The organism is Pleomorphomonas koreensis DSM 23070 (assembly GCF_000425185.1).
GTDB classification, from domain to species: Bacteria; Pseudomonadota; Alphaproteobacteria; order Rhizobiales; family Pleomorphomonadaceae; genus Pleomorphomonas; species Pleomorphomonas koreensis.
Map to the genome: position 1 here is coordinate 237,890 of NZ_AULH01000006.1, position 16,687 is coordinate 254,576.

Consider the following 16,687-nt stretch of genomic DNA (forward strand, 5'->3'; position numbering starts at 1 on the left):
ACTATCGATAACAGATCGCCGGCGCCAGCGATAGGGTGTCGCCCGACAGTCAATCGGAGCCAGACACGTGACCATCCTGCATATCGATTCCAGCATCCAGACCGAGGGCTCGGTTTCGCGCCGGCTCACCGCCGCCATCGTCGCGGCCGTGGCCGAGCCGGGCGAGACGGTAATCCGCCACGATCTCACCACCGAGGCGCCGGCCGCCATCAACCCGCGCGCCGGCGACAGTCCTGCTGCCGACGAGTTCCTCGCCGCCGACGTGATCGTCATCGGCGCGCCGATGTATAACCTCAGCGTGCCGTCGCGCCTCAAGGCGTGGCTCGACTCGATCTCCATTCCGCGCAAGACCTTCCGCTACACCGAGAAGGGGCCGGAGGGCCTGGCCGGCGGCCGCAGGGTGATCGTCGCCTACGCGAGCGGCGGCTTCCACCGCGGGCCGGAGGAGGATTTCGTCGATCCCTACCTCCGCTCCTTCTTCCGCCTGCTTGGCATCAAGGACATCGACGTGGTGCGCGCCGAGGGCGTCAACATCTCCGACGAGCACAAGGCGCGGGCACTGGCGGCGGCCGACGCCGAGATCGCTGGCATCGCCGCCCGCCTCCGCGCCGAACGGCGGCAGGCCGTCGACGCCTGACCTCGCCTCAGGTTCTCACGAAGACGGCGGCGTGGCTCCGCCAGATGTCCCGGCGCTCCATAAGGACAAGACCGGCGGCTTCCGCCGCCGCGCACTCCCTGGCGAACAGCGTTCCGGAGACATGGCCGGTCGGCTCGGCCATCAGCAGCCGCGCGCCGGGCTTCATGCTCGACGCCGCCTCGACGAAGAAGGCGGCGGCATCGTCCAGCTCGTGGACGACGGCGAAGGCGAGGACGAAGTCGATCTCGCCGGCGAGATCGGCGACGCCGAGGCCGCGCTCCGGCGCGAGGCGCATGTCGATCCGATCGGCGCAGCCGGCCGACTTGGCGCGGCGGCCGAGGGCAGCCAGCATGCGCGGCTCGATGTCGACGACATGGACCTTGCCGGCCGGGCCGGCGAGGCGGGCCAGTTCGAGCGTGAAATAGCCCATGCCGGGGCCGGGCTCCAGCACGCGGAAGCCCGGCCGCACGTAAGGGGCGAGCAGCCGGGCCGGGCGCTGAAGCAGCCGGCGCAACGGGTTGAGCAGGACATAGCCGAGATACCAGGGACAGCGATGGGGCACCGCGCTCCTCCCTCTGGAGCATGTCCGTGAAAGCCGACTCATCGGACATGCCATGTTTCTTCACGCAACTCCGGACGCAAACCCGTTTCCCACTTTTGCTGGAATTGCCCTGGCAAACAAGCGGCGAACCGGCCGGTGCGCCTGCCGATGCCTAGAGATGGGGTGGCGGACGGCGGCCGTCGATAGCATCGCCGCTCGGGACGAGTGCGTAGACGGATATTGACAGCATGCTTACTTAATGACAGCATATTGTCATTATGCCAAGCGACTTCTCTCCTTTCGACCATCCGGCCAACCGCCTGGCGCTGGCCATCTTCCGCGCCAACGGCGCGCTGATCGCCGCGGGCGACCAGACGGCGCGGCCGATCGGCCTCACCTCGGCCCGCTGGCAGGTGCTCGGCGCCATCGCGGCCGGTGACGACGCCGGGCTGACGGCTGCCCAGATCGGCCGCAACATGGGCCTCACCCGGCAGTCGGTGCAGCGGCTGGTCAACGAACTGCAAGCCGGCGGGCTGATCGGCCTCCACGACAACCCCAACCACCGGCGTGCCCGGCTGGTGCGGCTGACGGCGCGCGGGCGGGAAGCCTTTGCCGCCGCCAACGCCGCCTGGCGCCCGACTGCCGAAGCGCTTCTCGCCGGCATGGCCGGAGAGACGATCGAGGCGGCGATCGTCCTGCTTGGCACTGTCGTCGAGCGGCTGACCCACAATGCCGATCCGGAGGCTTTGCGATGATCAAGCGGCTGCACGCCATCGCCGGTCTGCTGGCGCTCGTCACCATCGCCGCCTTCTGGCTGTCGACGGTCGCCGTCGAGCTGTTCGGCGGCCATGCGGCGATCCTCGCCGTCAAGACCGGCATCCTCCGGGGCTTGCTCGTGCTGGTGCCGGCCATGCTGGCGGTGGGCATGAGCGGCATGCGTCTTGGCGGCCGCTCGCGCCATCCGCGCGTCGTCGCCAAGCGGCGGCGCATGCCGGTAATTGCCGGCAACGGCCTGCTGATCCTGGTGCCGGCGGCCTTTGTCCTGCACCATCTCGCCGCCAGCGGCACCATCGGACCGCTGTTCTACGCGGTGCAGGCGGTCGAACTGGCGGCCGGCGCCGTCAACGTCGCGCTGCTGACGCTGAGCTTCCGCGACGGCCTCGGCCTCAGGCGGCGCCGGGCCGGCTGACGGACCTCATTCCGCCGCGAAGGCGGTCATCGACGGCCTTGTAGGCGGCGATGCCGAACTCGTTGAGGCCGCGGGCCCGTTGATGGTCACTTCATGCCCCCGCAGCGCCAACTCCTGGCGGCAGGCGAGGCCGGCCGGGCCGGCGCCACCGACAGCCACCCCGCGGCTGGTAGGTAGCCGGCACGTGGCCATACATGGGCGGCGTGGGAGGCCGATACGGACAGGTCTGTCCCCGGCGACGTCGCCCATGCAGGTCTCCTCGCACGGCGTTCCGGCGGGATAGACGCGGGCGCATGCCGCCAAGGATGTTGGCGGAGGCGATGGTTTCAATGGCATTGTCGACATTGCCCGTGCCGATCTTGCGGATGACCAGGGGAATGTCGATCGAGGTCGGGCAGGCGGCGGCGCAAGGCGCGCCGAAGCAGAAGTAACAGCGGCCGCTCTCGGCCAAGCCTCATGCGCGCCGAGCGGCGGGTGTCGTCCGAGACGTGCCTCGCGCGATCGGTCGCGCCGAGTTCTCCTGCTGACATGTCCGGCATGGAGATTGGCCCGTTGCTGGAGCGTCATACGCCCCTACGAGCACAAACTGGCGAACGCAAACCGTCGCCCTTATCTCTGCCCCGCATTTTTAGCGCGCGACGGCTCGGGAGCGTGGAAAGGAAAGGATCGAGCAGCGCGGTTGGGTGGATAGACAGGCGATCGGGCCGCCGGGGAGCCGCCACGGCGAGCCGGCGGGCACCGGAACCATCCGCCCAAAAAAAGAGGGCTTGCGCCCTCTAGTTGTTTTGGACCGCTAGTCCGCGAAACCGCGGAAAGGGGCTGCTAACCCCGCGACGAGTTGAGCCAGCAACGTTGTCGCAATTTTTATGATAGCGTTTCGCGGGCAATCTTCCAGCACCAAAAGTTGCCCCTTGCACATTTTTGTCGATATCGTGGCAGAAAGTCCAGATTCCCCCAGCAAGTGCGACATCCTTGCAACAACGCCGCACCCGCCATGAAAGAACGCCGGCTTAGCCATCCATCCCGTTGATAAACTTAACGAAACACTACCTGCCCAAACGAATGCGCGGCGCCCTGCCCCCTTGATGGAGCCTCCATATCGGCTCCGCAGCCGGCCGGCACCTCCTCACCCACCGATATTCGCCGCTGCCCCACCCCGGCCGCCACCGCGATTGGGCACGCATCGTTGGACGATGGACCAGCAAATTTATAGACTAGGTGTTTAAGCGGAAACGAACTAAACCCTGGATGGCATTCTCCACGATGATATGTCCGGCATCGCCGGACAGCGACATGATCGATTCCGGGTGGAACTGCACGGCGGCGAGCGGTTCGCTTGCGTGCTCGATGGCCATGATCACGCCGTCGTCGGTTTCGGCGGTGACACGGAACGCTTCGGGCAGGTGCGGGCGGTCGGCGGCGAGCGAGTGATAGCGGCCGACGACGATCTCGGGCGGCAGGCCGGCGAACAGCAGCGAGTTGGCCGACACCGCGACCTTCGACGGCTTGCCGTGATAGGGCGTGTCGAGCCGGGCGAGCTTGCCGCCATAGGTCTCGACCATCGCCTGAAGGCCGAGGCAGACGCCGAACACCGGCAGGCCGAGCTGGCGCACCGCAGCAATCGTCCTCGCGCACTCGAAGTCCGAGGGGTTGCCGGGCCCCGGCGACATGACGACGAGATCGGGCTGCTCGGCGGCGATCAGGGCGGGGTCGATACCACGCCCCTTGCCGGCGCGCAGCGTCTTCACCGAGGCGCCGGTCTGGCGGAAGTAGTTGGCGAGCGTATGGACAAAACTGTCCTCATGGTCGACCAGCACCACTTTGACGCCGGTGCCGACCGCCTCGCGCATCACCGATGCGGCGACGACCGGCACCGTGCCGGCCTCGCGGATGGCGGCGATCATCGCCGACGCCTTCAGCTCGGTCTCCTTCTCCTCCTCCTCCGGCACCGAATCGTAGAGCAGCGTGGCGCCGGCCCGCACCTCGGCGATGCCGTCCTTCAGGCGGATGGTGCGCAGCGTCAGGCCGGTGTTGACGTCGCCGTTCATCAGGAGGGCGCCAACGGCGCCGCCATACCAGGCGCGGCAGCTCTTCTCGTGATCCTCGATGAACTGCATGGCCCAGAGCTTCGGAGCGCCGGTCACCGTCACCGCCCAGGCGTGGGAGAGGAAGGCGTCGAGGCCGTCCATGCCGTCGCGCAGGCGGCCCTCGATATGGTCGACGGTATGGATGAGGCGCGAGTACATCTCGATCTGGCGGCGGCCGATGACACGCACCGAGCCGGGCTCGCAGATGCGGCTCTTGTCGTTGCGGTCGACGTCCGAACACATGGTCAGCTCGGCCTCGTCCTTCTTGGAATTGAGCAGCCGGCGGATCTGCTCCTCATCCTCGATGGCGTTGCGGCCACGCCGGATGGTGCCGGAGATCGGGCATGTCTCGACGCGCTTGCCGTTGGTGACGCGCACGAACATCTCGGGGCTGGCACCGACCAGGTATTCGGCGTTGCCGAGGTTGATCATGAAGCCGAAGGGCGCCGGATTGATCTGTTGCAGGCGACGGGCGATGGCCGACGGCGGCGCGGCCGGCTTCTCGTAGAACACCTGGCCCGGCACCACCTCGAACAGGTCGCCGCGCCGGAAATACTCCACCGCGTCGGCCACCGAGGCGGCATATTCGCCCGGCCGGTGGTCGCCGCGGCCCGGATCGCGGTCGCTCGCCTCGAAGGGCAGCGTCTCGCCGTCGCGCGGCAGGCCGACGGTGAGCTTGCCCTCGACGACGAAGTCGTAGGAATAGACGGTGGCGGCGGCGCGGTGGTGGTCGACGATGACGATCTCGTCGGGGAAATAGAGCACGAGGTCGCGCTGGTCGTCAGGACGCGGCAGCTTGAAGTCGACGCTGTCGAACTGGAAGGCGAGATCGTAGCCGAAGGCGCCCCACAGGCCGAGCCTGTCGTCCTCGGGCGTCGCGAACTTGGCGATGATGCGGCGGAGCACCGAGAACACCGACGGCTGGCGCGAGCGGTCCTCCTCGGCGAACAGGCCGGCCGGGGCGGCGACTTCCAGCGAGATCAGCCGGTCGTCTACGGTGAGGGTGGCGAGGTCGGGGCCGCGCACGGCGGCGGCAAAGGCGGGGAGAAGCACCCGGCCGCGCGCGTTGAGCGCCTCGATGGTCATTGCGCGACCGCGGGCGGTGATCGCCACCGGCGGATCGACGAAGGCGATGTCCCAGCGCGAATAGCGGCCGGGAAACTCGTAGTTGGAGGAGAGGACGGCGCCGCGCCGGGTGTCCAGCTTGTCGAAATAGCCTGATATCGCCGTCTTGTAGTGGTCGGGCCGGGCGCTTCGCGCCACCTCGACGCCGCCCGCCGTGACGAAGGACTCTTTATTGCCGGACGGGCCGGCTTCCGCGTCGCGCTTGATCATTGCCATCTCCCCTGTCGCCACCCGGAGAGACCGCTCGGACACCCTGAACAAAAAGGGCCGTTCCGGTCTCCCGGAGCAGCCCTCGCTCAATTCGTCCCGCCTGGACACACCGCGTCGGCCGCTCTCGTTACGAGAAGCGCCACCACCACGCGGCATTCAGGGCGATAGAACCGTTCATGCTCTCTCCCATAGGCGAAGCGGCGCGGCTTGTAAAGCCGATCAACATCGCGACACATTCGCAAAGAGGAGTTTGCATTTCCTCCGATCGATCTTACAAACCTTGCATCGCCGGCCGCATCCGGCCCACCCGATTTTGGCGCCCTGCGCCGCATTTCCCAGCAAACAGGTATCGCCTTGTCCCAGTCATCGTCTCCCGTCATCCGTCTCGCCGACTATCGGCCCACGCCCTACGCCATCGACACGGTGGATCTCGATTTCGACCTGACGCCCGAAACCACCCTGGTCACCGCCGTGCTCGTCCTCTCGCCGCGGCCCGGCACCGCCGCCGGCGAGCCGCTCGTTCTCGACGGCGACGAGCTGGAACTGGTGCGCGTCGTCCTCGACGGCCGCGAACTCGCATCGACCGACTACGAGGCGAGCGCCAACCGGCTGACGATCAAGGCGCCGCCGGCCGGCAGCTTCCGCCTGGAGACCACCACCCGCCTCAATCCGGCCGCCAATACCAAGCTGATGGGCCTCTACCGCTCGTCCGGCACCTGGTGCACCCAGTGCGAGGCCGAGGGCTTCCGCCGCATCACCTATTACTACGACCGGCCGGACGTGCTCTCCGTGTTCACGGTGCGGATCGCCGCGCCGAAGGCCGAGGCGCCGATCCTCTTGTCCAACGGCAACCCGGTGTCGTCGGGCGAGCTGGCCGACGGCCGCCACTTCGCCGTCTGGCAGGATCCCTGGCCGAAGCCGAGCTACCTGTTCGCGCTGGTGGCCGGCGACCTCGACGCCCTGGAGGACGATTTCACGACGATGAGCGGCCGCAAGGTCAAGCTCGCCATCTATGTCGAGAAGGGCAACGCGCCGAAGGCGGCCTATGCCATGGATTCGCTCAAGCGCTCGATGAAGTGGGACGAGGAGGTGTTCGGCCGCGAATACGATCTCGATGTGTTCAACGTCGTCGCCGTCTCCGACTTCAACATGGGGGCGATGGAGAACAAGGGCCTCAACGTCTTCAACGACAAATACGTGCTGGCCGATCCGGAGATCGCCACCGACACCGACTATGCCGGCATCGAGGCGGTGATCGCCCACGAGTATTTCCACAACTGGACCGGCGACCGCATCACCTGCCGCGACTGGTTCCAGCTCTGTCTCAAGGAGGGCCTCACCGTCTTCCGCGACCAGGAGTTCTCCTCCGACATGCGCTCGCGGGCGGTGAAGCGCATTTCCGACGTCCGCCTGCTGCGCAGCCAGCAGTTCCCCGAGGACGGCGGCCCGCTCGCCCATCCGGTGCGGCCGGAGCAGTACAAGGAAATCAACAACTTCTACACGGCGACCGTCTATGAGAAGGGCGCCGAGGTCATCCGCATGCTGAAGACGCTGATCGGCGACGACGCCTTCGCACGCGGCATGGACCTCTATTTCGCCCGCCACGACGGGGAAGCCGCCACGATCGAGCAGTTTGTCGCCTGCTTCGCCGAGGCATCCGGCCGCGATCTCGAACCGTTCATGGTCTGGTATCGCGAGGCCGGCACACCGATCGTCACGGTCGAGGAGAGCTGGGACGAGGCGGCGCGGCGCTACACGCTGACGCTCGCCCAGGTGACGGCGGCGACGCCCGGCCAGCAGACGAAGAAGCCGCGCGTCATTCCCGTGCGCTTCGGCCTGGTCGGCCCCGGCGGCGAGGACATGCGGCCAACCTCGATCTCCGGCTCCGAAGTGAACGGCGACACGCTGATTCTGACGCAGCCGTCGCACACCGTCGTCTTCGAGGGGTTGCCGTCGCGGCCGGTGCCGTCGCTGTTCCGCCGCTTCTCGGCGCCGGTGAAGGTGCGGCAGTCGCTGTCGTCAGGCGATCTGATCTTCCTGCTGGCCAACGACGCCGATAGCTTCAACCGTTGGCAGGCCGGCACCACGCTGGCCATGACGGCGCTGGTCAAGGCGACGCAGCAGGTGCGCGCCGGCCAGGCTCCGACCTTCGAGACGGCGCCGATCGACGCGCTTGGCAGCCTCCTCGACGACCCGGCTCTCGATGCCGCCTTCAAGGCGCTGCTGATCGCCGTGCCGAGCGAGAACGACGTGGCGCGCGAGGTCGGCGAGAACGTCGATCCCGACGCCGTGGCGGCCGCCCATCATGCCTATCGCCGCACCATCGCCGCCCGGCTGGAAGCGCGCTTCCGGGCGGTTCTCGACGCCGACGAGGCGGCAGCCGGAGAGCCTTACGTGCCGGACGCCGCCGGTTCGGGCCGCCGCTCACTCGCCAACACGGCGCTCGACCTCCTTTCCATGACCGGTTCGCCCGAGGCGATGGCGCTGGTGCGCCGGCGCTTCGAGACGGCGACCAACATGACCGACCGTCTGGCGGCGCTGACCATTCTGGTCCACCGCGGCGACGCCGGCGCCGAGGCGGCGCTCTCCGCCTTCTTCGCCCGCTTCGGCGAGGTGCCGCTCGTCGTCGACAAGTGGCTGTCGGCGCAGGCGTCGGCGCCGCTGCCGGAGACGCTCGACAAGGTGATGGAGCTGACCCGGCATCCGGCCTTCTCCTTCGGCAACCCCAACCGCGTCAGGGCGCTGATCGGCGCCTTCGCCACCGCCAACCCCACCCAGTTCGGGCGGGCCGACGGCCGGGGCTTCGGCTTCGTCGCCGACGTCATCGCGCGGCTCGACGACGCCAATCCGCAGCTGGCGGCGCGGCTGCTCGTCAGCTTCCGCTCATGGCGTTCCTACGAGCCGAAGCGGCGCGTCCAGGCCGAGACGGCGCTGCGCTCGATCCAGATCAAGCCGCAGCTGTCGCGCGACGTCGCCGACATCCTGGAGCGCACGCTGGCGTAGGGAATGGGAGGACCGGCCGTTCGGCCGGCCCTCCCCTCCGTGTTTCTACCGCCCGTTTTCCCCAGGCGACTCGGCAGGAATGTCACAAGCCGCCCCATTCGTCGGCACGGATTCAAAAAGCGGATTCAGCGCTCCTTAACCTATGGACAGAGCGATTCCGCATGATTCAAACTGCCCTTGATTCGGGGGTGTTTTGCGTTCCCCAACAACATGCGGCGGGGCAACGACATGGCGGGCAACGACCTCGGAAGAGGGTCGGCAACGTGGAGGGCGCGCTTTTTCGGCGACGCCGAGACCGAGAGCATCCTCAAGGGTCACGCCGGCCTCTTGGTCCGCCCCTCCTATCTCCGCCTTCTCCAGGCCGAGCCGCTGTTCCGCCGCTCGATCCCGGTGCTGATCTCGCTGTTCCTGTTGCTCGGCGGCATCTTCCACGTCTCCAACCTGCTCGATCAGCGCACCGACACCTATCGCGCCGCCTCGGACATGGTGGCGCTGCTGGCCGAGGCGCTCGACGCCGACCTCTCTGCCCATCCCTCGCTCGACAAGGCCGAAGGCGGCTATTCCGGCGTCATGCGCGCCGCGCTGCGCGACAGCCTGCCGCCGTCGGCGACCAGCGACGGCCGCGTCATCCTGTTCGCCGACGCCAAGGGCAACATCCGGGCGACGGCGCCGGAAGGCGCCTTCGCCGGCAGCGGCAATCTTGCCGACCTGTTCGGCGCCGACCAGCCGATGCTGGTGTTCGGCAAGCGGGCCGGCGTGCTGGACGTGACGCTGTCGAACGATACCGAAGCGCTCGCCACGGTGCGCAACCTTTCCGGCGAGCGCGGCACCGTCGCCGTCTACCAGCCGCTCGCCCAGGTCTACGTCGGCTGGCGGCACGACGTCACCATGACGGCGGTGCTGTTCGTCGGTACGTCGCTGATCCTGATCGCCGTGGTCTACGCCTTCTTCGCCCAGATGAGCCGGGCGCGCGAGGCCGACCGCATCTACAACGCCACGCAGGCGCGCGTCGACACGGCGCTCCGCCGCGGCCGCTGCGGTCTCTGGGACTGGGACCTCGCGCGAGGCCGGCTGTTCTGGTCGCCGTCGATGTACGTCATCCTCGGCATGGAGCCCAACTCCGACCTGATGGGCTTCCACGACCTGCAGGCGATGATCCACGACGACGACGTCGATCTCTACGAGCTGGCCAAGGATCTTCTGGAGACCGGCCAGCCGGCCGTCGACCTGGAGTTCCGCATCCGCCACGCCGGCGGCGACTGGGTATGGCTCCGAATGCGCGCCGAGGTGGTCCGCGACCGTGACGGCTCGCCGCACCTGATCGGCATCACCGTCGACGTCACCGAGCAGAAGACGCTGGCCGAGGAGAACGCCACGGCGGCCATCCGCCTGCGCGACGGCATCGACACCATCTCCGAGGCGTTCGTCATCTGGGACTCGGAGAACCGGCTGGTGATGTGCAACTCGAAATACCAGAGCCTGCACCAGCTTCCGGACGGCGTCGTCAAGTCCGGCACGCCCTATGCCGAGGTGATGGCGGCGGCCCGCCAGCCGAAGGTGTCGAGCGAGGGCCTGCGCTATTCGCTGTCCGGCGGCGAGCGGTCCTACGAGGCGCGGCTCGACGACGGCCGCTGGCTGCAGATCAACGAGCGCCGCACCAAGGACGGCGGCTTCGTGTCGGTCGGCACCGACATCACGCAGCTCAAGCGCCACGAGGAGAACCTCCTCGAAAGCGAGCGGCAGTTGATGGCCACCGTCGCCGACCTGCGCCAGCATCGCCACAAGATGCAGCTCCAGACGACGCAGCTCGTCGAGCTGGCCGAGAAATACGCCGAGGAAAAGGCGCGCGCCGAGGCGGCCAACCGGGCCAAGTCGGAATTCCTCGCCTCGATGAGCCATGAACTCAGGACGCCGCTCAACGCCATCATCGGCTTCTCGGATATCATGATGTCCGGCATGTTCGGCGATCTCGGCTCGGACAAGTACACCGGCTACTGCCGCGACATTCATGACAGTGGCATCTACCTGCTGAACGTCATCTCCGACATTCTCGACATGTCGAAGATCGAGGCCGGCCGGGTCAACCTGGCGCTGGAATCGGTGGTGGTCGACGAGGTGCTGGGCGAGTGCGTGCGCATCATGTCGCCGCAGGCCGAGGCGCGGCAGATCGCCCTCGTCTCCGACTTCGCCGCCGCCGAGCCGATGGTGGCCGACCGCCGCGCCGTCAAGCAGGTGGCGCTCAACCTCCTGTCCAACGCGCTGAAGTTCACCCCGGCCGCCGGCACGGTGACGGTGCGGACACGGCAGCTCGGCGACAACGTGCTGTTCTCGGTGAGCGATACCGGCATCGGCATTCCCGCCGTCTCGCTCGACCAGATCGCCAAGCCCTTCGTGCAGGTGGAAAACCAGCTGACACGCAAGCATCCCGGCTCCGGCCTTGGCCTCGCCATCGCCCAATCGCTGGTCGGGCTGCATGGCGGCCACATGACCATCGAGTCGGTGGAGGGATCGGGAACGACGGTCACCGTCTCGATGCCGCGCATCGCCGCGCCGACGGCCAGCGACGGCACCGCCGCCGTGACGACGTCGCAGACCGCTCCGGCCGGCACCGCCTATCCGCGGGTGGTCGCGGCGCCCGAGGCTTTCACCGGGCCGCGCCGCACCGTCCACTGAAGGTCGGCCTCACTCGCTGCGGCGCACCACCGGCCCGACGATCTCCGTGAACGCCTCGCGCACCGCCGCCTGCCGCTCGCGCAGTTCCGCTTCAAGCTGGGGCAGCGACGGCGCCGAGGCGACGCGGCACAGCACGTCGTGGACGCCGCGCGGCGCTTCCGCCACCGACGCCTTGACCGGCAGCGTCAGGCGCTGGGCCTGCGTCAGATCGCCAAACAGGCGGATGGCCGGCAGCAGCACGTCGCGGTGGGCCGGCGAAATGAGGCCGTGGGTGGCGGCGGTGAGCAGGATCGCCTCGGTGTTGCGCAGGCGGATGGCCGGCTCGCGCCAGTCGTTGTTGAGGCGCAGCGTCTGGGCGATGAACTCCAGATCGACGAGGCCGCCCGGCGCTCGCTTGAGGTTCCAGGGATCGGTCGAGCCCTTTTCCTGTTCGAGGCGGGCGCGCATGTCGGCGGCGTCGCTGCGCACCTTGTCGGGATCGCGGCGGCGCGACAACGTCTCGGCGATCACCCGTTCGACCGCCTCGCCGAGGCCGCCGGTCGAGGCGACGACGCGGGCGCGGGTCAGCGCCATGTGCTCCCAGGTCCAGGCTTCGTCGCGCTGGTAGCGGGCGAAGGCGTCGAGGCGGGTGGCGAGCGGCCCGGCGTTGCCGGACGGCCGCAGGCGGAAATCCACCTCGTAGAGCGTGCCCTCGGCGGTGGGCGCGGTGATCGCCGTCACGAAATGCTGCGTCAGGCGGGCGTAATACTGGGCCGGCGAGATCGGCCTGATACCGTCGCTCTCGGTCACCTCCGGCTCGTGGTCGTAGAGCAGGATCAGGTCGAGGTCGGAGGCCGCCGTCAGTTCCTCGCTGCCGAGCTTGCCCATGGCGACCAGCGCCACGCGGCCGCCCGGCACGCGGCCGTGCCGGCGCTCCAGCTCGGCGGACGTCGCGTCGAGCACGCGGCCGAGCAACAGGTCGGCGAGGCGGGAGAAGCTCTGGCCGAGCTGGCGGGCGGCGGCGGTGCCGGTGATGACGCGCACGCCGATCAGGAACTTCTGCTCCTGGGCGAAGATGCGGGCGCGGTCGAGAACGTCCTCATAACCGGTCGCTTCGCCGAAGAAGGCGTCGAGCCGGCGCGTCAGCTCGACCCGCCCCGGCAGCGCGCCGAAGAACTGCGGTTCGAGCAACGCGTCGACGACGTGCGGCCGCCGCGCCACGGTGTCGGCGAGATAAGGCGAGTTGCCCATCACCATGGCAAGCAGCGTCAGCAGCGGCTGGTTGGAGGACATCAGCGAGAACAGCTGCACGCCGGCCGGCAGGCGGGCGAGGAAGTGATCGAAGGCGAGCAGCGCGGCGTCCGGCGCCTCGGTTTCCGAGAAGGCGACCATCAGGCGCGGCGTGATCTCGGTCAGCAGTTCGCGGGCGCGGGCCGAGCGCATGGCCGGATAGCGGCCGAAGTGCCAGGAGGCGACGATGCGGATGGCGTCCTCGGGCCGGGCAAAGCCGAGCCGGGTGAAGGTGTCGAGCGTGCCGGGGTCGATGTCGTTACCGGTGAACACCATGTTGCCATGCTGCGAGGAGAGGTCGGCCTCCTCCTCGAACAGCGCGGAGTACTGGTCGCTGACCGCCACCAGCCGCTCCGTCAGCGCGGCGGCGAAGTCGTCGGGGTTGGCAAAATCCATCAGATGGGCGACGCGGGCGAGCCCCTCGGCGTCGTCGGGCAGCGTGTGGGTCTGCTCGTCGTTGAGCATCTGGATGCGGTGCTCGACGCGACGCAGGAAGCGATAGGCCTCGGCCAGGAGATCGCGCGCCGGCTCGTCGAGCCAGCCCTGGGCGACCAGCGCGTCGAGCATGGGCAGCGTCTGGCGGCCGCGCAGGTCGGGGTTGCGGCCGCCGGCGATCAACTGCTGCGTCTGCACGAAGAATTCGATCTCGCGGATGCCGCCGCGCCCCAGCTTGACGTTGTGGCCGGCGACGGCGATCTCGCCGTGGCCCTTGTGGGCGTGGATCTGCCGCTTGATCGAGTGAATGTCGCGGATGGCGGCGTAGTCGAGATACTTGCGCCAGACATAGGGCCGCAGCTCCGACAGGAAGCGCTCGCCGGCGGCGATGTCGCCGGCGGCCGGCCGCGCCTTGATCATCGCCGCCCGCTCCCAGTTCTGGCCGGCGCTCTCGTAGTAGATCAGCGCCGCCGTGGTCGACATGGCGAGCGGTGTGGCGCCGGCGTCGGGCCTGAGGCGCAGGTCGGTGCGGAAGACGTAGCCGTCGGCGGTGCGGTCCTGCAGGATGGCGACGAGGCGGCGCGTCAGGCGGACGAACAGCGTCGTCAGGTCGTCCTTGTCGGCGGCCGGCACCACGGCCGGGTCGAAGAAGACGATCAGGTCGACGTCCGAGGAATAGTTGAGTTCGAAGGCGCCTTCCTTGCCCATGGCGAGGATGATCCAGCCGGAATCCCGCTCGGGGTCGTCGCGGTCTAGCAGGCTGAGCTTGCCGGCGGCGTCGGCCTCGCGCAGCAGGAAGCGGAGGGCGGCGGAAATGGCGGCGTCGGCGAGCCGGGTCAGGGCGCCGGTCACCTCCATGACGTCCCAGGCGCCGGCGATGTCGGCGAGGGCAATAGCCAGCGCCGCCTCGGCCTTGACGCGGCGGAGATGCCGGCGCAGCGACGGCTCGTCGATGGCCGGCTCGGCCAGCGAGGCGATCAGGCCGTCGACCAGCACCGCCGGATCGCTCGACAGAACGCGGCGCAGCCGCTCGCCGTCGCGTGTCGCCGATTCCCTGAGGTGGGCGCTGTTGGAGGCGACGGCCAGCAGGAAGTCGCGCGCTTTCGGCGCGGCGGCGAACAGCGCGGCCAGCGCCTCGCCGGCCGGCCCGTTCAGGCAATCGTCGAGCAGCGAGGCGGCGATGGCGATGTCCGGTCCTTCGGGGGGAATGATCGCGATGCGATCCTTGAGTGCGCCGTCGTTCCCCTGCCCCGCATCCGCCATCGCCCGCTCCATCCATCCGGTGTTCCCGGAGCATTTCCGGTGCGACCAGGCTCCCCGAGAGTTTCCTATCTCGCTGTTCTAGCGCAATTCCGGACGCAAGACCGGCTCCGATTTTTCGCCGGATTTTCTCTAGACCCTCGGCAGATGGAGGCTGGCCCTGAGACCCGGCCCGGCGTCGCCGAGCATGAACCGCCCGCCGTGCAGGCGCGCCACCGCCGCCACCAGCGACAGGCCGAGGCCAGACCCCTGCCGGCTGCGCGCGGCATCAAGCCGGCCGAAGCGCGACAGCGCCTTCTGCCGGTCGGCCTCGGGAATGCCGGGGCCGGCGTCGGCCACGCTGAGGCAGACCTCGCCGTCCTCGACCGTGCCGGTCAGCGCGATCGACAGCCCGCCGCCCTCCGGCTGGCCGTACTTGATGGCATTGTCGATCAGGTTGGACAAGGCCTGGCTCAGCAGCGTCCGGTTACCTTTCAGCGGCAGAGGCCGCGCCGTTTCCAGCGTCAGGCGGCCGCCGGCGTCTTCCACCACCGGCTCGTAGAGTTCGACGATCTCGTCGAGGATGCCGGCGGCGTCCAGCGCCTCGAAGCTGTCGCCCGACGATCCCGCCTCCATGCGGGCGATCTTCAACAGGGCGTCGAAGATGTGGATCAGGTTGTCCGCCTCTTCCATGGCCGAGGTGATGGCCTCGCGATAGTCCTCCACCGGCCCGCCGCGCCGCAGCGTCTCCTCCAGGCGGCCGCGCAGCCGGTTGAGCGGCGTCTTGAGATCGTGGGCGATATTGTCGGACACCTCGCGCAGGCCGGTCATCAGCGCCTCGATGCGGTCGAGCATCTCATTGAGGCTCAAGGCGAGATTGTCGAACTCGTCGTGCGAGCCCTTGACCGTCAGGCGGTGGGTGAGGTCGCCGGACATCAGCCGGCGCGACGTCTCGGCCATGTTCTCGACGCGCTTCAGCACCGAGCGGCCGACGAAGAACCAGGAGACGAAGCCGGTCAGCACCATGACGATGATGGCATAGCGGGAGGCGTCGAAGATCAGCGACCGCAACTGGCTGATTTCGCCGATGTCGCGGCCGACCAGCAGCTTGAAGCCGCCGGGCAGCGCGAACACCCTGACCACCGCGTCGTAGCGGCGGCTCGTTTCGCCGTCGAGCCGCTGGTAGGAGACGGTGGTGGCGGCGCCGTCGGACAGGCCGAGCAGCGACAGCGGCGGGTCGGCGACGTTGCCGACCACCGTGCGGCCGGAGGAGTCGGCGACGAGATAGAGGCTGGCGCCCGGCCGCCGGCTGCGGAGATCGACGGCGCTGACCAGCTGCCTCAGGCCGCCGCGCTCATACTGATCGGACAGCGAGTTGATCTCGCTCTGGATGGTGTCGTTGATCTGGGAATCGAGCAGGTCGGCGGTGTTGTTGGCGATATAGGCGGTCAGGAACAGCGTCAGGCCGGAAAAGACGACGAGATAGACCAGCGACAGCTTGAAGGCCGTGGTGCGGATCAGCCGCCCGAGCGCGCCCATGCAGCCTCCCCGCCCCTGTCAGGGCCGGCCTCGCGGATCATGTAGCCGGCGCCGCGCACGGTGTGCAGCAGCGGCTTCTCGAACCCCTTGTCGATCTTGCCGCGCAGCCGGGAGACATGGACGTCGATGACGTTGGTCTGCGGATCGAAGTGATAGTCCCAGACGTTCTCCAGCAGCATGGTGCGGGTGACCACCTGCCCGGCGTTGCGCATCAGATATTCGAGCAGGCGGAACTCGCGCGGCTGCAAGGGGATCTCGGCATCGGCGCGCGTCACCGTGTGCGACAGCCGGTCGAGCACCAGGTCGCCGACGCGGTAGGTGGTCTCGATGTCGGCCGGCCGGTTGCGGCGGGCCAGCGCCTCGACGCGGGCGAGCAGTTCGGTGAAGGCGTAGGGCTTGGTGAGATAGTCGTCGCCGCCGGCCCTGAGGCCGCGCACGCGGTCGTCGACCTGCCCGAGGGCGGAGAGCACCAGCACCGGCGTATGGTCGCCGCGCTTGCGCATGTCCTCGATGACGGAGAGGCCGTCGCGTTTGGGCAACATGCGGTCGACGATCAACACGTCGTAGCCGCCCTCCTCGGCCATGAAGGCACCGGCGTCGCCGTCGGCGGCGTGCTCGGCAACGTGTCCCATCTCGTCCAGCGCCTTGACGAGATAGGCTGCCGCTTCCCTGTCGTCCTCGATCACCAGGATACGCATGTCGTTTGGTCCGCAAAGGGTTCAATGACAATGATTTAGCGC

11 protein-coding genes are annotated in these 16,687 nt (G+C 68.4%); 5 read left to right on the forward strand and 6 right to left on the reverse strand.

Going from position 1 to position 16,687, the window contains the following annotated elements; translation table 11 throughout:
• Positions 1–67 precede the first annotated feature (67 nt).
• Positions 68–637: an FMN-dependent NADH-azoreductase gene (locus H512_RS0104645; protein WP_026782485.1), complete on the forward strand. Its 570-nt coding sequence runs from the start codon at positions 68–70 to the stop codon at positions 635–637.
• Between the two features lie 7 nt (positions 638–644).
• Here the strand turns inward: H512_RS0104645 and H512_RS0104650 are convergent, their stop codons facing one another.
• The gene (locus H512_RS0104650; protein WP_026782486.1) at positions 645–1,199 is read right to left on the reverse strand and encodes a class I SAM-dependent methyltransferase; all 555 of its coding nucleotides are present in this window, start codon (positions 1,197–1,199) and stop codon (positions 645–647) included.
• A 257-nt stretch (positions 1,200–1,456) separates the two neighbouring features.
• Between H512_RS0104650 and H512_RS0104655 the strand changes: the two genes are divergently transcribed.
• Complete coding sequence (locus H512_RS0104655; protein ID WP_053239549.1) at positions 1,457–1,933, forward strand: MarR family winged helix-turn-helix transcriptional regulator; 477 nt, start codon at positions 1,457–1,459, stop codon at positions 1,931–1,933.
• Complete coding sequence (locus H512_RS0104660) at positions 1,930–2,367, forward strand: hypothetical protein (protein WP_026782488.1); 438 nt, start codon at positions 1,930–1,932, stop codon at positions 2,365–2,367. Before H512_RS0104655 ends, H512_RS0104660 begins: the two co-directional genes overlap by 4 nt.
• A gap of 91 nt (positions 2,368–2,458) precedes the next feature.
• On the opposite strand, the gene H512_RS27570 is transcribed toward H512_RS0104660, so the two are convergent.
• Both H512_RS27570 and H512_RS0104670 read right to left on the reverse strand, forming a co-directional pair.
• Positions 2,459–2,818, reverse strand: coding sequence for a hypothetical protein (locus H512_RS27570; RefSeq protein WP_245585345.1), 360 nt, complete (start codon positions 2,816–2,818; stop codon positions 2,459–2,461).
• Positions 2,819–3,581: 763 nt separating this feature from the next.
• A complete protein-coding gene (locus H512_RS0104670) occupies positions 3,582–5,789 on the reverse strand; it encodes an anthranilate synthase (protein WP_026782489.1) in 2,208 nt (735 codons plus the stop codon).
• Positions 5,790–6,143: 354 nt separating this feature from the next.
• Between H512_RS0104670 and pepN the strand changes: the two genes are divergently transcribed.
• Entirely contained in the window at positions 6,144–8,792 is a 2,649-nt protein-coding gene (gene pepN / locus H512_RS0104675; protein ID WP_026782490.1) for an aminopeptidase N, read from the forward strand.
• A 228-nt stretch (positions 8,793–9,020) separates the two neighbouring features.
• Positions 9,021–11,465: a sensor histidine kinase gene (locus H512_RS22490; protein WP_084798301.1), complete on the forward strand. Its 2,445-nt coding sequence runs from the start codon at positions 9,021–9,023 to the stop codon at positions 11,463–11,465.
• 9 nt (positions 11,466–11,474) lie between these two features.
• Here the strand turns inward: H512_RS22490 and H512_RS0104685 are convergent, their stop codons facing one another.
• From H512_RS0104685 to H512_RS22495, 3 genes are all read right to left on the reverse strand, one after another.
• Positions 11,475–14,432 (reverse strand): bifunctional [glutamine synthetase] adenylyltransferase/[glutamine synthetase]-adenylyl-L-tyrosine phosphorylase, encoded by a 2,958-nt coding sequence (locus H512_RS0104685; protein ID WP_026782491.1) that lies wholly within the window; start codon positions 14,430–14,432, stop codon positions 11,475–11,477.
• Between the two features lie 129 nt (positions 14,433–14,561).
• Entirely contained in the window at positions 14,562–15,947 is a 1,386-nt protein-coding gene (locus H512_RS0104690; RefSeq protein ID WP_026782492.1) for a sensor histidine kinase, read from the reverse strand.
• Positions 15,926–16,645 (reverse strand): response regulator transcription factor, encoded by a 720-nt coding sequence (locus H512_RS22495; RefSeq protein WP_053239550.1) that lies wholly within the window; start codon positions 16,643–16,645, stop codon positions 15,926–15,928. The genes H512_RS0104690 and H512_RS22495 overlap by 22 nt, the downstream gene beginning before the upstream one ends.
• Between the last annotated feature and the right edge of the window lie 42 nt (positions 16,646–16,687).

Excerpts from the sequence above, each read along its gene's own strand:
- H512_RS0104690 (WP_026782492.1), bottom strand. The coding sequence starts at position 15,947 with ATGGGCGCGCTCGGGCGGCTGATCCGCACCACGGCCTTCAAGCTGTCG.
- H512_RS0104670 (WP_026782489.1), bottom strand. The coding sequence starts at position 5,789 with ATGATCAAGCGCGACGCGGAAGCCGGCCCGTCCGGCAATAAAGAGTCC.
- H512_RS0104685 (WP_026782491.1), bottom strand. The coding sequence starts at position 14,432 with ATGGCGGATGCGGGGCAGGGGAACGACGGCGCACTCAAGGATCGCATC.
- H512_RS0104660 (WP_026782488.1), top strand. The coding sequence starts at position 1,930 with ATGATCAAGCGGCTGCACGCCATCGCCGGTCTGCTGGCGCTCGTCACC.
- H512_RS0104655 (WP_053239549.1), top strand. The coding sequence starts at position 1,457 with ATGCCAAGCGACTTCTCTCCTTTCGACCATCCGGCCAACCGCCTGGCG.
- H512_RS22495 (WP_053239550.1), bottom strand. The coding sequence starts at position 16,645 with ATGCGTATCCTGGTGATCGAGGACGACAGGGAAGCGGCAGCCTATCTC.
- H512_RS22490 (WP_084798301.1), top strand. The coding sequence starts at position 9,021 with ATGGCGGGCAACGACCTCGGAAGAGGGTCGGCAACGTGGAGGGCGCGC.